At 67.5% G+C, this 17,247-nt stretch carries 18 protein-coding genes; 12 read left to right on the top strand and 6 right to left on the bottom strand.

Annotation, left to right across the window (positions count from 1 at the left end; genetic code table 11):
* Positions 1-93 precede the first annotated feature (93 nt).
* The 3 genes from ACVWZ7_RS20220 to ACVWZ7_RS20210 are packed head-to-tail and all read left to right on the top strand — an operon-like array spanning position 94 to position 3,541.
* Positions 94-1,725 carry an FAD-dependent oxidoreductase gene (locus tag ACVWZ7_RS20220; protein WP_456508916.1) on the top strand — a complete coding sequence of 544 codons (1,632 nt, stop codon included), beginning with the start codon at positions 94-96 and terminating at the stop codon, positions 1,723-1,725.
* A gap of 55 nt (positions 1,726-1,780) precedes the next feature.
* Complete coding sequence (locus tag ACVWZ7_RS20215) at positions 1,781-3,055, top strand: cytochrome P450 (protein ID WP_456508915.1); 1,275 nt, start codon at positions 1,781-1,783, stop codon at positions 3,053-3,055.
* 60 nt (positions 3,056-3,115) lie between these two features.
* On the top strand, positions 3,116-3,541 hold the full coding sequence (locus tag ACVWZ7_RS20210) for an NAD(P)-binding domain-containing protein (RefSeq protein ID WP_456508914.1): 426 nt from the start codon (positions 3,116-3,118) through the stop codon (positions 3,539-3,541).
* Positions 3,542-3,611: 70 nt separating this feature from the next.
* Here ACVWZ7_RS20210 and ACVWZ7_RS20205 read toward each other — a convergent pair whose 3' ends face one another.
* Both ACVWZ7_RS20205 and ACVWZ7_RS20200 read right to left on the bottom strand, forming a co-directional pair.
* The gene (locus ACVWZ7_RS20205; RefSeq protein ID WP_456508913.1) at positions 3,612-4,100 is read right to left on the bottom strand and encodes a hypothetical protein; all 489 of its coding nucleotides are present in this window, start codon (positions 4,098-4,100) and stop codon (positions 3,612-3,614) included.
* Between the two features lie 95 nt (positions 4,101-4,195).
* Positions 4,196-4,729, bottom strand: coding sequence for an N-acetyltransferase family protein (locus ACVWZ7_RS20200; RefSeq protein ID WP_456508912.1), 534 nt, complete (start codon positions 4,727-4,729; stop codon positions 4,196-4,198).
* Positions 4,730-4,863: 134 nt separating this feature from the next.
* On the opposite strand from ACVWZ7_RS20200, the gene ACVWZ7_RS20195 reads away from it, so the two are divergent.
* From ACVWZ7_RS20195 to ACVWZ7_RS20185, 3 genes are all read left to right on the top strand, one after another.
* On the top strand, positions 4,864-5,496 hold the full coding sequence (locus ACVWZ7_RS20195; protein ID WP_456508911.1) for a cysteine hydrolase family protein: 633 nt from the start codon (positions 4,864-4,866) through the stop codon (positions 5,494-5,496).
* Between the two features lie 44 nt (positions 5,497-5,540).
* Positions 5,541-5,798, top strand: a complete 258-nt coding sequence (locus tag ACVWZ7_RS20190) for a hypothetical protein (protein WP_456508910.1) — start codon at positions 5,541-5,543, stop codon at positions 5,796-5,798.
* A 166-nt stretch (positions 5,799-5,964) separates the two neighbouring features.
* Positions 5,965-6,795, top strand: a complete 831-nt coding sequence (locus ACVWZ7_RS20185) for an oxidoreductase (RefSeq protein WP_456508909.1) — start codon at positions 5,965-5,967, stop codon at positions 6,793-6,795.
* Between the two features lie 27 nt (positions 6,796-6,822).
* Here ACVWZ7_RS20185 and ACVWZ7_RS20180 read toward each other — a convergent pair whose 3' ends face one another.
* Positions 6,823-8,154: a carboxylesterase family protein gene (locus ACVWZ7_RS20180; RefSeq protein ID WP_456508908.1), complete on the bottom strand. Its 1,332-nt coding sequence runs from the start codon at positions 8,152-8,154 to the stop codon at positions 6,823-6,825.
* Positions 8,155-8,160: 6 nt separating this feature from the next.
* The gene (locus ACVWZ7_RS20175) at positions 8,161-8,868 is read right to left on the bottom strand and encodes a FadR/GntR family transcriptional regulator (RefSeq protein WP_456508907.1); all 708 of its coding nucleotides are present in this window, start codon (positions 8,866-8,868) and stop codon (positions 8,161-8,163) included.
* A gap of 126 nt (positions 8,869-8,994) precedes the next feature.
* On the opposite strand from ACVWZ7_RS20175, the gene ACVWZ7_RS20170 reads away from it, so the two are divergent.
* Both ACVWZ7_RS20170 and ACVWZ7_RS20165 read left to right on the top strand, forming a co-directional pair.
* Positions 8,995-10,254: a CaiB/BaiF CoA transferase family protein gene (locus ACVWZ7_RS20170; protein WP_456508906.1), complete on the top strand. Its 1,260-nt coding sequence runs from the start codon at positions 8,995-8,997 to the stop codon at positions 10,252-10,254.
* Entirely contained in the window at positions 10,248-11,807 is a 1,560-nt protein-coding gene (locus ACVWZ7_RS20165; protein ID WP_456508905.1) for a carboxyl transferase domain-containing protein, read from the top strand. The genes ACVWZ7_RS20170 and ACVWZ7_RS20165 overlap by 7 nt, the downstream gene beginning before the upstream one ends.
* Here ACVWZ7_RS20165 and ACVWZ7_RS20160 read toward each other — a convergent pair.
* Entirely contained in the window at positions 11,804-12,550 is a 747-nt protein-coding gene (locus ACVWZ7_RS20160; RefSeq protein ID WP_456508904.1) for a lipoate--protein ligase family protein, read from the bottom strand. The genes ACVWZ7_RS20165 and ACVWZ7_RS20160 overlap by 4 nt on opposite strands.
* A 16-nt stretch (positions 12,551-12,566) precedes the next feature.
* Between ACVWZ7_RS20160 and ACVWZ7_RS20155 the strand changes: the two genes are divergently transcribed.
* A complete protein-coding gene (locus ACVWZ7_RS20155) occupies positions 12,567-12,956 on the top strand; it encodes a DUF2177 family protein (RefSeq protein WP_456508903.1) in 390 nt (129 codons plus the stop codon).
* A gap of 16 nt (positions 12,957-12,972) precedes the next feature.
* On the opposite strand, the gene ACVWZ7_RS20150 is transcribed toward ACVWZ7_RS20155, so the two are convergent.
* The gene (locus ACVWZ7_RS20150; protein WP_456508902.1) at positions 12,973-13,776 is read right to left on the bottom strand and encodes a thioesterase family protein; all 804 of its coding nucleotides are present in this window, start codon (positions 13,774-13,776) and stop codon (positions 12,973-12,975) included.
* A 170-nt stretch (positions 13,777-13,946) separates the two neighbouring features.
* Between ACVWZ7_RS20150 and ACVWZ7_RS20145 the strand changes: the two genes are divergently transcribed.
* From ACVWZ7_RS20145 to ACVWZ7_RS20135, 3 genes are all read left to right on the top strand, one after another.
* Complete coding sequence (locus ACVWZ7_RS20145; RefSeq protein ID WP_116768287.1) at positions 13,947-14,654, top strand: endonuclease/exonuclease/phosphatase family protein; 708 nt, start codon at positions 13,947-13,949, stop codon at positions 14,652-14,654.
* Between the two features lie 96 nt (positions 14,655-14,750).
* Entirely contained in the window at positions 14,751-16,019 is a 1,269-nt protein-coding gene (locus tag ACVWZ7_RS20140) for an alkaline phosphatase family protein (protein ID WP_344367570.1), read from the top strand.
* Positions 16,016-17,218, top strand: coding sequence for an alkaline phosphatase family protein (locus tag ACVWZ7_RS20135; protein WP_456508901.1), 1,203 nt, complete (start codon positions 16,016-16,018; stop codon positions 17,216-17,218). Before ACVWZ7_RS20140 ends, ACVWZ7_RS20135 begins: the two co-directional genes overlap by 4 nt.
* The last annotated feature ends 29 nt before the right edge of the window (positions 17,219-17,247 follow it).

Genomic DNA, 17,247 nt, shown 5'->3' with positions numbered 1-17,247 from the left:
CAGGGCCTCGCTGCAGCCGGCCGCAGGCCTCTTCCGCGGCCGGCCCGCGAGGCTTAGACTCGATTGGCTTGACGAAACAGGGAGAAGTTCGGCATGAGGCTCGTCGTCGATCTCACTAAATGCCAGGGTTACGCGCAGTGTGCCTTCCTCGCCCCGGACGTCTTCACGATCCAGGGGGACGAGGCACTCACGTACGACCCGGCCCCTGACGAGGTGCAGCGAACACGGATCCGGCGGGCTGCGGCCGCCTGTCCCGTACAGGCCATCCGGCTCGACCAGCTTGAGGAGCCGGCGAGTTCGCAACCTCCGACAGAATCCCCGGGTGCGGCAGCCGCTAGCGGAGGCAACGGGGGCAGCTTCAAACGATCCGGAAGGATCGTCGTCGTGGGCGCGTCACTGACCGGCCTGCGCGCAGCGGAACGGCTGCGCGAGGAGGGGTTCACAGGTTCGCTGACCCTGATCGGCGAGGAAACACACGAGCCGTATGACCGGCCGCCGCTGTCGAAACAGGTCCTGGCCGGTGCGGTACGGTCCGAAGACACGTCGCTGCCACGCCGCCGGGCACTCGACGTCGACTGGCGTCTGGGCGTCGCCGCCACAGGACTGGATCTGGCCGCACGACAGGTGCAGCTCGCCGACGGTAGCCGGATCGGGTTCGACAAGCTGTTGATCGCCACCGGGGTGCGGGCCCGGTCCTGGCCCAACGCAGCGGAGGCGGCGCTGGCAGGAGTCCTGACCTTGCGGACCCGGGAGGATGCGGCCACGCTTCGGAAGCTCCTGGCCGGCCGCCCTCGTCGGGTCTTGGTCATTGGCGCCGGGTTCATCGGTTGCGAAGTCGCTTCGGTGTGCCGCGAACTCGGCCTGTCGGTCACTGTGGCGGAGGCGGGTCCGGCACCGCTCGGCGCGGCGCTCGGCGGTGTCATCGGCGCAATCGCCGGAGAGCTGCAGGAAGAGAACGGCGTGGATCTGCGCTGCGGCGTCAGGGTGGTTTCGCTCGAAGGCGACGCGACCGGACAGCTGTGCCGCGCCCACCTGTCCGATGGCACAGCACTGGACGTGGACGTGGCCGTCACCGCGCTCGGGGCCGTCCGTAACGCCGAATGGCTCGCCGGTTCCGGCTTGGCCAGCGGCCCGTGGGGCGTCGCGTGCGACGCCGGCTGCCGCGCTTTCGACGTCAACGGGCTGGTCACCGACGATGTCTTCGTCGCCGGTGACGCATCCCGCGCCCCGCAGCCGATGTTCGGCTACCAGTTCCTCGCCGTCGAGCACTGGGGCAACGCAATCTCCCAGGCCGAAGTTGCAGCACACAATATGGTCAGCGGCGAGACCGAACGCTGGCCGCACCTTGCCGTGCCGAAATTCTGGTCCGTCCAGTTCGGCACCGAAATCAAGAGCGTGGGCGTGCCTTCGGTTGCGGACGAGGTCGCCATCGTACAGGGATCGGTCGCGTTGCGGCGGTTCCTGGCCGTCTACGGCTACAAGGGACGCATCGTGGCTGCGGTGGCCTTCAACCAGAACAAATGGCTGGAATTCTACGAACCGCTGATCGAGCAGGCGGCGCCTTTCCCGCCCACGTTCCGCCACGTTGACGAGCCGGCCGAAGCCCGGCCGGTGCCCGCCGGATTCCCGGCCGCCGCCAACCCCACCCAGGACGCGACCGTCGTCGTAACCGGCCACTATCCCAATGAGCGACGCGCCAGGCTGACTGACCGCCGCGTCCCGTAGAGCGCCGCCCAGGAGACCGGCAGCCACCGGCCCCACGACCCAAGGAGCCTTCGCCATGTCCCAGCCCAGCACATGGGAGCAGATCCTCGACTACTCCAACCGGGCCAACCCCTACCCCTTCTACGAAGAGCTCCGCAAGACCCCGGTGACACGGCTTCCGGACGGAAGCTACCTCGTGAGCACCTACGCGGAGATTGCCGCCCTGCTGCACGATCCGCGGGTCAGTTCCGACATTGAGCGCAACCCGGCGGCCGCTGCGATGCGCGCCGCCGCCGGTGAGGACGGGGAAGGGGACGGGCCGGGCATGACGCCAACGTTCCTCAGCATGGATCCTCCGGATCACGACAAGTTCCGGCGGATCACCATGCGACATTTCGGACCACCCACGACGCCGGGCAGGGTGGCGGGGATGGAGGCGCGGATGACGGAAATTGTGACTGACCTCATCGACAACATGGCGGCCCGCAGCCGGATCGACGTCGTCGATGACCTGGCGTATCCGCTGCCCGTCACGGTGATCTGCGAACTTCTGGGAGTGCCCCCGGGGGATGAACAGCGCTTCCGGGTCTGGGTGGACGTTGCCCTGCAATCGACGGATCCCGGCCTGGATCCCGAAACACAGCAAAAGAAACGGATTGAGGCCGGCAAGGAACTGCGCGCGTTCATGGAAGAGCTGGTCGACGCCCACCGGCGCGCTCCGGGGAATGACTTGCTGTCGGCGATGGTCACCGATGACGGCCCGGAAGGCCGCATGCCGGACGAACAACTGGTGGGCACCGGGCTTCTCCTGCTCATCGCGGGACATGAAACCACCGTGAACCTCATCTCCAACGGCGCACTGACGTTGCTGCGCCACCCGGCCGAGCTCCAGAGGTTGCGTGATGATCCCGGCATGGCCATCCCGATGGTCGAGGAGCTGCTTCGCTACGAGCCGCCCGTACATTTCGTCCCGTTCAGAACGGCCCTCGATGACATCGACATCGCCGGCACCACCATCCCGGCCGGCGCTTCCCTCACCCTGGTCCTGGCCGCGGGCAACCGGGACCCCGCCCACGTGGCTGATCCCGGCCTCTTCATCCCGGACCGGCACAACAACCAACACCTCGGCTTTGGCGGCGGCGTTCATCTCTGCTTCGGGGCGCCCCTGGCCCGGCTGGAAGCGCAAATCGCCCTCACCGCCTTCGCCACCAGGCTGGAGAGCCCGCGCCTGGTCTCCGACCCGCCCCCGTACCGGCCGAGTCCGTTCCTGCGCGGCCCGTCCCACCTCCCGGTGGACATCGACGGCGTCCTCGCCCCTGACGGGCCCGCCGGCGACGGCACGGTCCGGTAGGGCCGGCTGACCCGGCTTTGGCTGCGGCCCCGCGTCGGTGTTGCAGAATCGAGAATTCTCTTGATCCAGCCCAAAATCGCCGTCGTCGGCGCCGGCATCATGGGACGCACTCGTGCCCGCCGCTGGACCGAAGCCGGCTACCCGGTGGTCTTCGGCGTCCGCACCCCCGACGACGCCAACCTCGCCGACTTCGCCAACGGCATCGGCGCTGCCCGCGACACCATCAACGACGCGATCGCCTCCTCAGACGTCGTCCTGCTGGCCATCAACGGCGCCGCCATGGAACACGCCGTACGGGCAATGGCCGCCGCGCTTGACCACAAGATGGTCATTGACGCCACCAACAACACCGGCGGCACGGCCATGAGCAGCATCGCGCTGATCAGCGACCACGCACCGGACGCCCGCGTCTACCGGGCCTCGTCGATGACTTCGCCAAGCTCTGGTTCGCTCTGGCATTCGGACAGGGCCCAGGCCGCGGCGTAAGATTTAAGATCCTCACCAGGGATATCGGGAACTAGGCCGCCGACCGCGTCACACCGCCGAGGAAAGCGCTTCAGCGCGTGATAGCCAGGGGCTGCATGGGAATCACGCACGACACCCGCTCCGGCAGGACATCCCTTGAGGCCGCCACGCGGTTGTTCCTGCCGGTGTCATCGCACCAGTCAATGTTGTAAGGCACGGCGGTGACCACCGCATCTCCGGCCACCGCCCGAAGAGGTACGACAAATGTGTAGGAGAACCCGCCGGCGTCGTTCATTTCCGTTGTAGCTTTGACCACTTCCGCACCCGAGGCATCGGTCACGGTCACCTGGATTCGTGCGTTCAAACCGTAGCGGGGATTGCAGTCGGCGTCCGGCGCCGCCACGGTGACTTTGTCCCCCGGCGTGGCTTCCGCGGGGGTCAGCGAATAGGCGGGCGGGAAACACGGCGGCTCCCCGCCTGCCGCCGAAGAGCAACCCGAAATCGGGGCAAGCAGCAACAGGGCACCCATCAGCGCAGCGGTCGTGAACCGCCGGCCACGGTACTTCAGAGAGAATGCCATCCGGTCATTCTCGGCGGAACAACAGCCCGGGGACACGGTTGTGCCGGATTCGTGCCCTGATCGTTGCCGAAGCCTGCCACGAATGAATGAGCCGGTTACCGCGCCCGAGGGAAGGTCCGGCTGTGGCGGTTCTCTGACACGGGAGGATCGAAACTGGTGTCTTCCAGGGTCGCTCCGTCGTGGAGCCAGCGACGGTTGTTGTAGAAGCTGATGGCCCTGTCGTTGCTCTTCGCCACCCAGAGAACTGCCCGCTCATAGCCGAGTTCGATCAACTGCTGTTCGGCGGCTGCAAACAAGGCGGACCCTGCGCCCTGCGCCCACCAGTCCGGATGCACATTGATCGCGTGGAGCTGACCGGTGCCCGCTGCCGGGCCTCCGACGGCGGGACCGACAATGGCGAATCCCGTCACCTCATTGCCGTCTTGGACCACGAGGTGCATAGTCCCCTCGCGGGGCTCGCGAATATTGCGGCGCCACGCAGACGCCGCGCGTCCGACGTCGAGGCCATCAAGATACTGATCGGTCATGACGCCACGGTACGTGGCCCGCCATGCCGCAACGTGAATCTCTGCCAGCCGTGCGGCGTCGTCTTCGGTCGCGGCCCTGACGCTGATATCCGAAGTGGTCATGCTCGCGAATCTACCAACTGAGTTCACCGGTGCCGTGCGGCGCGCGGGAGGGACTCTCCCGCACGGAAAGAGGTTAGGATCGCAACGCCGGGATGCCTCTCGCCCGCTCGACCACGCACATTCAAGGAGCCTCCGTGAACCGCGCCCTTCTCGTCATCGACGTGCAGAACGAATACATCTCCGGAAACCTGCCGATCGGTTTCCCCGACCCGGAAGTGAGCCTGGCCAACATCGGCAAAGCCATCGACGCCGCTACGGAAGCAGGCATTCCTGTCATTGCGGTCCAGCAAACTGCGCCGGAAACATCGCCAATTTTCGCCCGCGGCAGCCACGGATTCGCCTTGCATCCCGTCGTCAGCAGCCGTAGCCATGACCACCTGATCGAAAAGACCCTTCCCTCCTGCTTCGCCGACACAGATCTCGCGGAATGGCTCGCTGAGCGTGACATCGACACGGTCGTGATCGCCGGATACATGACGCAGAACTGCGACGAATCAACCGCCCGGGACGCGGCACACCGTGGACTGAAGGTCGAGTTCCTCTCCGACGCCACAGGAACTCTAGCCATGTCCAACCACGCGGGATCACTGGGCGCCGAACAGCTGCACAGCGCCGTGCTCGTGGTTCTGCAGTCGCGCTTCGCCTCCGTCCTGACCACCGGTGAGTGGATCGACGCTGTTGAACACGGCACGTCCGTCCCGAAACCGGACATTGTCGCCAGCACTCAGGCAGGACGCGACGCAGCCGCAGAAGGCCGATTGATGTAGGTTCCTCTTGTCCCGACGACTGCTCGGGGCATGGAGGGGGACCATTGAAAGCACCGGACGCGAACCTGAATCAACCGAAGGCTCACAGGACGGACTCTGCGCTGCAGTACAGAACGCACCGCTCGGCGTCGGGCCGTCCCGTGGTGGCCACCGGCCGTGACGAGATCGCCAAGGCCTGGCAGGACGCCCGCACCTCCGGACTCCAGTCCTCCGACGGAACAGTGAAGAGTAAATGGAACCGCCCGATGATCGCCGTCGGGGCCTTCGCACTGCTTTGGGTGATGGCCGTCGCCCTGACATAGGGGCGCTGCCACCCCGGGCCGGCCGGTCCCGAGGGGGTCTGTCACTACCTGTATCAACAGCCACTCCCAAACGTGCCGATTCTGCGGTGTTCTGTATAGGAACCCCTGGCGGCCCCACGCGGACCGCCTCCATGCTCCGGTTCCGGAGAAATGAAAGGAAGACCCAATGTCCACTTGGCTCATCACAGGATGCTCGACCGGACTCGGCCGCGCCCTCGCCCAGGCAGTGCTCGCGCACGGCCACAACGCCGTCGTCACGGCACGAAACGTCGCCACCCTGGAGGACATCGCGGCCGAATTCCCGGACACCGCACTGGCCCTTCCCCTCGACGTCACCGACAAGGCACAGATCAGCTCCGTAGTTGAGCAGGCCCGGACGCGCTTCGGCGGCATCGACGTGCTGGTCAACAATGCCGGCTACGGCTACCGCGCCGCGGTGGAGGAAGCGGACGACGCCGACATCCGGCAGTTGTTCGACACGAACGTCTTCGGCGCCGTCGACATGATCAAAGCGGCCCTCCCGGACATGCGCGCGAGAAGGGCAGGGAACATCCTGAACATCACCTCCATCGGAGCACGCATCTCACCGGCCGGGTCCGGCTACTACTCGGCAACCAAGGCGGCCCTGGAGGGCCTGTCCGGGTCCCTCCACAAGGAACTGCAGCCCCTCGGCATCAAGGTCACCGTGATCGAGCCCGGCGCGTTCCGGACCGACTTCGCCGGCCGCTCACTCACCCAGTCGGCGACGGCGATTCCGGACTATGCGGAGACGGCCGGGAAGCGACGCAAGGAGAACGACACAGTCCACGGCACCCAGCCAGGCGACCCGGCCAAGGCCGCAGAAGCCATCCTGGCAGTCGTCGACAGCGCCAACCCGCCCTCGCTCATGGTGCTCGGCAAAGACGCTTTCGACGCCTTTGCCGCCGTCGCCGACGCACAGCGTACGGAACTGGACCAATGGCGCGGGCTCAGCCTCAGCACGGGCATCGACCGCTGAACAGGCCCGGCGGCGTCAACGCCCGGCCTACGTTCGGACGGCGCGGTACCGGAGCGAGCCGGGAATCTCTCCCCGGGTTCCCAGGCTCTCCCCGTACGCGAATTTTGCCCAGAGTGCCCGCATCGCCCGGCCGTGGGCGTTGACCTCGTCCCAGGTCGCACCGGCCAGGAGTCCGGCGGACTCCCATGTCCGCTGGTGGCCGAACAGCAGCGGCAGGTCAACCGTGTGTGCGGCGCCGTAAATGTTGCCGGGCGCCCGCCAGGACAGCACGTAGCTGTGGGCCCGTCCGCCCGCGCGCACATGCCGCCTGGCAAACTGTCTGGCTGACTTGCCGTACACCACTTCGGTGACCACCCACGTGACGGCCTTGAGCACGGCGCTGCCGACGACGGGAAGCCGCGCCACCCGGCTGAGGCGTGGGCTTTGGGGCAGGAACAGCCGGGCCTCCTCCGCCGTGTGGCCAATGAGGATGTCGATCCCCGGCGCGGCAGCATTCCAGGCCTGGTCAACCTCGGACTCCTTCGGCAGGGGCGCGTGCCCGTACTGGGTTCCGAACGGCATGGCAGCCATGAGCCCGAATTTGCTGGCAGCCCGGGCCACATCCTCCTCGAGGGCGACGACCTCCATCGCCGGGGTGGAGTCGGTGACGGCTTCCGCGGCGGCGCCCATGGCGGCGCTCATCTTTTCCCGCCCGCGGGTAATCCCCAAAGGTGCGCTTTGGATGATGGCCCGCTGGAAGAGAGACGCCGCGTCCGGCGTCGCCATGAGATGTGCGACGGCGTCGCCGCCGGCCGACTGCCCGAAGGCGGTGACCCTGCCCGGATCGCCTCCAAAGGATGTGATGTTGCGCTGGACCCAGCGGAACGCCTCGATCTGGTCCAGCAGGCCCAGATTGGCCGGCCGGCCGGTGCTGGTGGACAAATATCCGAAGATGCCCAGCCGGTAGGTCACCGAGACGACGATGACGCGGGTTTCGGCAACCAGCACGGCCGGGTCGAAAATCGCCAGGTCCCCCGAGCCGGACGTGTAGGACCCGCCGTGCAGCCACACCATGACCGGCAGCCGTTCGCCGTCCCCGACGTCGGCGGGCAGGGTGATCGACAGGTGCTGGCAATGCTCGTCGCCGGGGAGTTCGCCGTAGCGGGTGCCCAGCACGTCGTCCAGGAAGGGCACCGGGGCCTGCGGGCACGCCGGGGACAGGGACGTTGCCGTGAGCACGTCCGTCCAGTCGGAGGCCGGCGCCGGCGGCTGAAAACGGCGCGCCGTGGCGTACGGAATGCCGGTGGCACGCACGACGGCGCCGTCGCGCCATCCGGTAACGGGACCGCACGGCGGTGCGAAAGAATGGTCCGCAGTCATACCGGTTCAGCCGTGTTTCAGCAGTGCCACATCGGAGACAAGGTCAATGTGCTCCAGCATTGCCGCCGCGGCGGCGGCCGAATCCTGGGACCTGATCGCATCGGCGATCTTGCGGTGGGAGGCGAGCGACTGCTCCGGACGGCCGGGCTGTCCAAGCGATTCGAGGCGCGTTTCCAGGACCATTCCGGCAATGAATGTCATCAATTGGGCCAGCACGGCCGAATGCGCGGCGGCGGTCACCGCCTGGTGAAAGAGCTCGTCGCCGCGTGCACCGCGGTCTCCGGTGGCGACTTCTTCCGCCATGGCCTCGAGGGCCTGATCGATGGCCTTCATATCCTGCCCGGTGCGCCGTGAGGCGGCCAGCTCGGCCAGCTTGACCTCGAGCGTGCTGCGCGCCTCAACGATCTCGGGGAGCCGGCTGCGGTGCTCGCGGAGGCCCTTGATCACCGAAGGAACGTTGGGCCGGTAAACCAGCACTGCACCTGTGCCGTGCTGGACGTCGATCACGCCGAGCACTTCCAGGGCCACGAGGGCCTGCGCCAGCGTTGCCCGCGAAACCCCCAGCCGCTCGGCAAGGTCCCGCTCGGCAGGCAGCGTGTCGCCAGGACCCAGCTGGGCGGCCTCGATGAAATCCATGATCTGCTCTACCAGCTGTTCGTAGAGCCGCGGCCGTGAAACGCGGGAAATCTGATGCGTTGCTGCCTGCTTTGCCATGCGCGTCCTTCCAGCCTGTCCTGACTTCTAAGAGTACCGGAGAACTATTGACAAAGACACCTAGTGTCTAGGAGGCTAGGCCACTAAGCCAGTAATCTAATCATCGCCAGATCCGGAGCCCACCTCATGACTTCTGAACCCATGCCGCGCGACCACGGTCCCCTGACCGGTTATCTCGTGGTGGACCTGAGCCGCGCCCTCGCCGGCCCGCACGCCGGCATGATGCTGGCAGATCTCGGCGCGCGGGTGTTCAAGGTGGAAAACCCCGGCACCGGAGACGACACCCGCGGCTGGGGCCCGCCGTTCGTGGGCCCCGAGGACGATCCCCAGGCCACGTACTTCCTGTCCTGCAACCGCAACAAGGAGTCCATTGCCCTGGATTTGAAGAGCGACGACGGCCGGTCAGTCCTGCGTGAACTGCTGGAGCGCGCCGATGTTGTCATCGAAAACTTCCGTCCCGGCGTCCTGGACCGGCTCGGGTTCTCCGCTGCGGAGATGCATGCCCTGAATCCGGCGCTGGTGGTCCTGTCTATCACCGGGTTCGGGCACGACGGCCCGGAATCCCGGCGCAGCGGCTACGACCAGATCCTGCAGGGCGAGGCCGGCCTGATGTCGCTGACCGGGTCCGGGCCGGACGATCCGCAGCGCGTCGGGGTCCCCATCGCAGACCTCCTCGCCGGCATGTACGGGGCGTTCGGCACCCTGGCCGCGCTGCTGCAGCGCGAACGCACCGGCCAGGGCCAGATCGTCCGCACCTCGCTGCTGGCGGCGCTGATCGGGGTCCACGCCTTCCAGGGCACCAGGTCCACCGTGGCCGGCGAGGTTCCCAGGGCCCAGGGCAACCACCACCCCTCCATCGCCCCCTACGGCTTGTTCCACTGCCGGCAGGGCCGGGTCCAGATCAGCGTGGGCAGCGAAAAACTCTGGCGCACGTTCGCTGCCGAGTTCGGGATCGACGCCGCGCGGCCGGAGTTCGCCACCAACGCGGACCGCGTTCGCAACCGCGGGAAAGTCATCGAGGAAGTGGAGCGCATGTTCTCGGATTACGACGCCGAGCCGCTGCTCGCCAAACTCAACGCCGCCGGCATCCCGGCCGGCAAGGTCAGAACCCTGGACGAGGTCTACGAATGGGACCAGGTCCGCTCGCAGGGGCTCGTGATCGACGTCGAACACAAAGTCCTCGGCACAGTGAGCCTGCCCGGTCCCCCGCTGCGGTTCTTCGGCCCCGCCGACACTACCGAAACCACCCTGAAGGCCCACACTGCACCGCCGCTGCTGGGCCAGGACGGTGAACGGATCCGTACATGGCTTGGGCTGGTGCCGGCGAGCAGTGGCGGCACGGCCACAGAATCCGGCACGGCACAGGAAGGTCACCCGGCATGCTGACCCAACAGAGAGTCCGGCACCTGGACGCCGCCGAACTCCTCGCCGCGGTCCTCGACCCGGGTTCCTATCGGAGCTGGGACGCGCCGGTCGTGGACCCCGATCCCGGGCCGGAGTACCGGCAGGAACTCGCCGTCGCCCGGGCCAAGACCGGAGTGGACGAATCCGTCCTCACCGGCGAGGGCCTCATCCGCGGGCGCCGGGTCGCCGTCATCGTCAGCGAATTCCGGTTCCTCGCGGGCTCCATCGGCCTCGCCGCGGCGCAACGGATCGTCAACGCCGTCGAACGGGCCACCCGCGAAGGCCTTCCTCTCCTCGCGGGCCCGGCGTCCGGCGGCACCCGCATGCAAGAAGGGACCATCGCGTTCCTGTCCATGGTGAAGATCAGCGCGGCCGTCCGCGCCCACCGGCAGGCGGGGCTGCCCTACTTGGTCTACCTGCGGCATCCCACCACCGGTGGCGTCATGGCGTCCTGGGGATCCCTTGGCCACATCACGGCCGCCGAGCCCGGAGCCCTGCTCGGTTTCCTTGGACCACGGGTCTACGAGGCCCTCCGCGGCGAACCGTTCCCGGAGGGCGTCCAGAGGGCCGAAAACCTCTTCGACAAGGGTCTGATCGACGCGGTGGTCCCGCCCGGGCAACTGCCCGACGTCGTCGACCGCGCCTTGAGCATTGTGACCGCCGGCCCGCAGCCGCGGGTGGTGCCTCCCGCGACGCTGTCGGTGAAGCCGTCCGACGCCGGCGCCTGGGAATCGATCAGGATCTCCCGCAATCCCCGCCGGCCGGATGTGCGCCAACTACTCGCGCACGGTGCCCGGGATGTCTTGCCTCTCAACGGCACGGGCCAGGGCGAAAAGGACCCCGGCCTTCAGCTCGCGCTGGCCCGCTTCGGCCATCAATCCTGTGTGGTCATCGGCCACACCCGGCCCCGGCCTTCCCGGCAGACGGCGATGGGCCCGGCGTCCCTCCGGGAGGCCCGGCGCGGCATGCGCCTGGCCGAAGAACTCGGGCTGCCTCTTGTCACCGTGATCGACACCGCCGGCGCGGCGCTGTCCCCGGAGGCCGAGGAAGGCGGCCTGGCCGGCGAGATCGCCCGTTCCCTGCATGACCTCATCGGACTGAACGCGCCCACGGTGTCGGTCTTGCTCGGCCAGGGTGCCGGCGGCGGCGCACTGGCCCTCCTGCCCGCGGACCGGACCATCGCGGCCCAGCATGCCTGGTTGTCTCCCCTCCCGCCCGAGGGCGCCAGCGCCATCGTCCACCGGAGCACCGGCTTCGCGCCGGCCATGTCGGAAGCCCAGGGTGTCAACGTGGCATCGCTGCACGCCAACGGACTCGTGGAGCACATCGTGGATGAATGCCCCGACGCCGCCGACGAACCGAAGGCCTTCTGCCGGCGGCTGGGCCAGGCCATCGAGTACGAACTCGGTACCCTCGCCAGTGCAGGAATCGCCGAGCTACTCCCCCGGCGGCTGGCGAAGTACCGCAACCTGGGCGGCCTGCTCCCACCTGTTGCTCCCCGGTCCGGGGCCGGTCCGGTTGAGGACCGCGCCTAGCGCAGGCTCGAGAACTCCGCATCACTGAGCGCGGCGTAGCGGCCGTAGGCGGCAACCACGGCGGCTTCGACGGCGTTGACGTCGAGGCCCGGCACGAGGTCATCGGCGGCGCCCGCCGTCGCCGGGTCCCATTCCAGGCCGAGCGCGGCGTAGCTGGCCTCCAGGACTGAGCGGATCGGGGCGGAATTCTCCACCACGATCACGGAGCTGAAGAGCCAGCCGCCGGCGACCACCCGCTGGGCGGTGCCCACGAGTTTGATGAGGTGTTCCGGGACCTGCGGGTCCCGGCCGTGCACGCTGAACTCGCCGGGGCAGTATTCGCCCGGGATCTCTCCGACGCCGGCGTCCACGCCGGCGTCGCGCAGCGCCCGGGCGAGCAGTTCGCCAAACAGCGAAAACCGGCCTTTGGCCCCGGCGATCGCGTCGGTGTCGGGTTCCAGGTGGTCGATGACCAGCGTTCCTTGGTGGTACGCGGCGGCGCGGCCGCCGGCCTTGCGGACCAGAGGCTCGAAGCCGTGTTCGCGGCAGGCGGCGGCGGCGGCCTCGAAGCCGGTCAGGTGCGTGTCGCGCTGCCCGAAGGCGACCGTGGGAACGGGCCGGTAGAGCCGGAGGGTGGGACCCAGTGCACCGGTCTTGACCTTCTGGAGGAGCCCGAGCGCGAAGTCGAGGTCGGCGGCGGCGCCGAGCGATTCCTCCTGCCGCACCACCGACAGTGTCCGGGGTCCGGCTGGCGCCTGCGGCATGTTGTTATGCTCCCTTATGGTCATCCTGCAATTCCTCGTCGTAGCCGCCGCGTTCGCCATCATCGACGCCATCTGGCTCAAGACGATGAACCCGTTCTACCGCCGCCAGATTGGTGGCCTGCTGGCCGACAAGCCCAATCTAGGGTACGCGGTGGTGTTCTACGTGATCTACATTGCCGGGATCGTGTTCTTTGCCCTGCGGCCCGCGCTCGACGGCGGCAGTTGGCTCACCGCCGTCGGCTACGGTGCCGCCCTGGGCGTGTTTGGCTACGCCACCTACGATCTGACCAATGCCGCCACCCTCAAGACCTGGCCGTGGCAGCTGATCGTGGTCGACATCCTCTGGGGTGCGGCTTTGACGGGCCTGGCCACGCTGGCCGGCTGGGTCGTCTTCCACACGAACTAGGAATCTCCCGGACGAACTAGGACTTTCGCAGCGTCAGGATCTGTTCGGCGCGGCCGAACGGTCCGGTGAGGTCATGCAGCACCGTGGAGGTCAGCCCGATCCCGTCGGTGCCGAACGATACTTCGTTATCCAGCCCCAGCCACTCCCCCTCCGGCTGCCGGTACATGTGGATCTGCAGGTCCAGGTTGGGGAAGGCGTAGCTGCCCTTGCCCGGCGGGACCCGGGCGGCAATGCCGTTGGCCGTGTCCACGAGGCCAATCAGCCGGGCGAGGTCGCCGCTGTCCGCCCGGTCGGTCAGCGGATGGTCGGTGCGGAGCCACACCGTCCCGGACCCCGCCCGGTGGCCCTCGGCGATCCGCATGTGCAGGGACGCGATGTAGCCGCCGGGCCACACGCTCGCGGCGTCGTACGGTTCGCAGTCCTCAGGGGCGGGGATCCGGGGATCCTCGAAAGCCGCGATGGCAGAGGTGTCCGTGGTGATCATCCGCCAGGCCGTGGCGCGGATGGCCGTGCGGCCACCCGCGACGAGCTCGGCCTGCACCAGTTCGATGGTCCGGCCCGGGCGCAGGGTGGAGGTCACCACCTCGAAGTCCCCGCCGGGGATCAGCCCGAGGATTTCGTAGCTGAGACGGGCCATGCGCATGTCCTCGCGCGGCTCGTGCCTGGCCAGGCAGTCGGCCATGATCCCGGATGCCGGGGCCATGTGCTGCTCGTGCACGTTCCAGGCACCCTGAGCGTGGATTGTGGAGCGGAAACGCCCGTCCCCCAGCGCCTCATAGTAGAAATCGCCCTCGGCCAGAACAGGCAGTTCAGCAGTCAACGTCGACCTTTCGCAGCTTCCATCGGAGAATTCCAGACCACCCTATCGCCGAACGCCTCGCCGGGAGGCCACGGGGTCCCTGATGCGCTCAATATTCAGCGTTCGGCCAGCCGGACTGGGTAGACTCGATCACAGCGTTCGCAACTATCATCCGAAGGGGTGCTCTCCTGATCCGAGTCATTAGCTACAACCTCCGCAAGCACAAGGCCAGTGGCGAGCTGGTCGATCTGGCCCGCGATTTCGAGATTGACGCTTTGTGCCTCCAGGAGTGCGATACCGAGGACCTGCCGGCCACCATCGGCAACCTCCACCTGGCCGACGCCACCCGGGGGAACCGGCTGGGCCTGGCGATTTACTACCGCAAGGACCGCTTCACCGCTTACGACACCAAGACCTTCGCTTTGAAGAAGTCCCTCCACGACCGCGTCCTGGCACCCGCGCATGAGCGGCTCATCGGAACGCGTGTCACGGACAACGAGACCGACCACGAGCTCGTCATCGCCTCCTTCCACGCCGCACCGCTGACGGCGTCGAACTCGTTGCGGCGGAACCAGATCCATGCCGCCCACGCCGAGCTGCTCAGCATGGGCGGCGGGCTGATGTCACTGATGGTGGGTGACTTCAACTATCCGTTCTTCACCAAATCCCTCACAGCGCAGATGAAGGACGCCGGCTACGACCTCACCATGAGCGACCGCCGGACCTACACCCGCTACAAGGTCTTCAAGGGCCACTTCGACTTCGCCACCTCCCAGGGGCTGGAGATCGAAAGCGTGGAGACACTGCCCCGCGGCGCCTCGGACCACCTTCCCATCCTGATCACGGCCGAATACGGCCAGGAGGCGTCCGGAAACGGTTCGGGACCCGCCGCTCCGTAGCGGGCCATCCCGCTGTCAAGAACACCGGGTGAACAAACGGTGAACCGGGTATCGAAAGCAGGCTTATCGTAATCTTGCCGTGATCTACTGCTGGGCGTGAACTTCTCCAGACGCACGTTCCTGACCACTGCCGGAACGGCCACGGCTACCGCGCTAGCTGCCGGCACCAGCTGGCGCGCGGCGGAGGCCGCCACGGCCGTCCTGCCCCCGGCCGCCGCATCGGGCATCGACCACATCATCGTCGTGATGATGGAAAACCGTTCCTTTGACCACTTCCTGGGCTGGCTCCCCGGAGCTGACGGCGCCCAGGCCGGCCTGACCTTCACGGACCGCTACGGTATTCCGCACACCACGCACCACCTGGCAGACTTCCAGGGCTGTGGCCACCCGGATCCGGACCACTCCTACGAAGGCGGCCGGATCCAGTACAACAACGGCAAGAACAACGGCTGGTTGCGGGCCGGCGAAAACGACGAATTCGCCGTCGGGTACTACAACGCCGCCGACCTCGACTTCTGGCGGCAGGCCGGTCCGGACTGGACGGTCTGCGACCAGTATTTCGCGGCCACCATGGCCGAAACCTACCCGAACCGGTTCTACCAGCACGCCGCCGCCACCGACCGGCTGCACAACTCCACGGTGACGTCCACGCTGCCCACCATCTGGGACCGGCTTGCCGCCGCCGGCGTTTCCGGCAAGTACTACTACGGCGACATCCCCTTCACCGCGCTCTGGGGCGCCAAGTATCAGGGCATTTCGCACCACTACTCCGAATTCCTCACCGACTGCTCCGCAGGGACCCTGCCCGCGGTGTCCTTTGTGGACCCGCGGTTCACCGACGAAGGCTCCGGGACCTCCGGCGACGACCACCCGCACGCCGATATCCGCTCCGGCGAGCTCTTCCTCGCAGAGGTGTACAACGCCGTCACCACCGGGCCGGCCTGGGCGAACACCCTGCTGGTCATCAACTACGACGAGTGGGGCGGCTTCTACGACCACGTCGCGCCAGCCACCGCACCGGACACCAACCCGGAAACCGCCCTGCGCGGTTTCCGGGTTCCCTCCGTGGTGGTCTCACCCCGCGCACGACGCCGGTACGTTGCCCACGACGTCTACGACCACACCTCGGTCCTCAAGGCCATCGAATGGCGATGGAACCTGCCGCCCTTGACCCCGCGCGACCGGGCAGCCCGCAACATCGCCGAAGTCCTGGACTTCAGCAGGCCGGCAAACCTGGCCGCTCCCAAATACTTTGTCCCGCCGTTCGTGGCCGGCCCCGCCTGCACTCCCGTGGGACCACCACCGGCCGAGGAATGGTCTGGACTCAAAGAAAAAGCACTCGCCGACGGATGGAATCTCCCGTGAACCCCACTACCCAAACAGCCCCCGCCGCACGCGCCGCACGGCAACGGCGCGCGAGCCGCCGCACCCTGAAGCGCTTTGCCTCCGCCGCGCTGCTCGTGCTGGCCGCCGCGGCGCTCAGCTACGGCCCTTCGGCCGTCACGGCGGCCACGCCAGCCAATGCGGCCGCGCCGGCCGCAACCACCGCGGGCCAGGGCTACCTGCCCGGCGCAAAGCACATCTTCGTGATCAACCTCGAAAACAAGGGCTACGACGAGACTTGGGGCCCGGCGTCGGCCGCACCGTATCTCTCGCAGACGCTGCGCAGCCAGGGCGTGCTGCTCAATCAGTACTACGGCACGGCTCACAATTCACAGCCGAACTACGTCGCCCAGATTTCCGGTCAGGGCCCCAACCCCCAGATGCAGGCCGATTGCCAGACCTACTCTCCCTTCGCGGAAGCAGGAACGGCCAGCCAAGGCCAGGCCGTCGGGGACGGCTGCGTCTTCCCAGACACGGTGCCCACCGTCGCCGGGCAGCTCACCGCCGCCGGCAAGACGTGGAAGGGGTACATGGAAGACATGGGAACGCCGTGCCGCCACCCGGCCCTCGGCGCGGTGGATGACACGCAGAAGGCCAGGGTCGGCGACCAGTACGCGGCCCGCCACAACCCCTTTGTCTACTTCGCAGGGATCACCGGCTCCCCGGACTGCGCCAAGAACGACGTCGACCTCACCGCCCTGACGAAGGACCTCACCTCGGTAGCCACCACCGCGAACCTGTCGATGATCACCCCAAACCTGTGTCATGACGGCCACGACACCCCCTGCGTGGACGGACAACCCGGCGGCCTGGCAAGCGCGGACGAATGGCTGAAGCAATGGGTACCTGTCATTACGTCGTCCCCGGCCTTCCAGGAGGACGGCGTCCTGGTGATCACGTTTGACGAATCCGACGGGCCGCAGTCCGACGCCACTGCCTGCTGCGCCGCAACCGCCGGGCCCAACACCCCCGAGCCTGGCATCACCGGCCCGGGCGGTGGCCGCGTCGGCTCCCTCGTGATCTCACCCTTCACGAAGGGTGGAACGTGGTCCACCACCCCCTACAACCACTACAGCCTGCTGGCCAGTATCGAAGACAGCTTTGGCCTGCCATACCTGGGCTATGCGGGAACCCCGGGACTGAACCGTTTCGGGCTCGACGTCTACAACGCGGGGGTCTAAACGGCGCCGTGGCAGCGACGAGGGCGGGG

The sequence above is a fragment of the Arthrobacter sp. TE12232 genome (assembly GCF_054062615.1).
The sequence above is the reverse complement of the archived record's forward strand: the minus strand, read 5'-3'. Positions and strand labels throughout refer to the sequence as shown.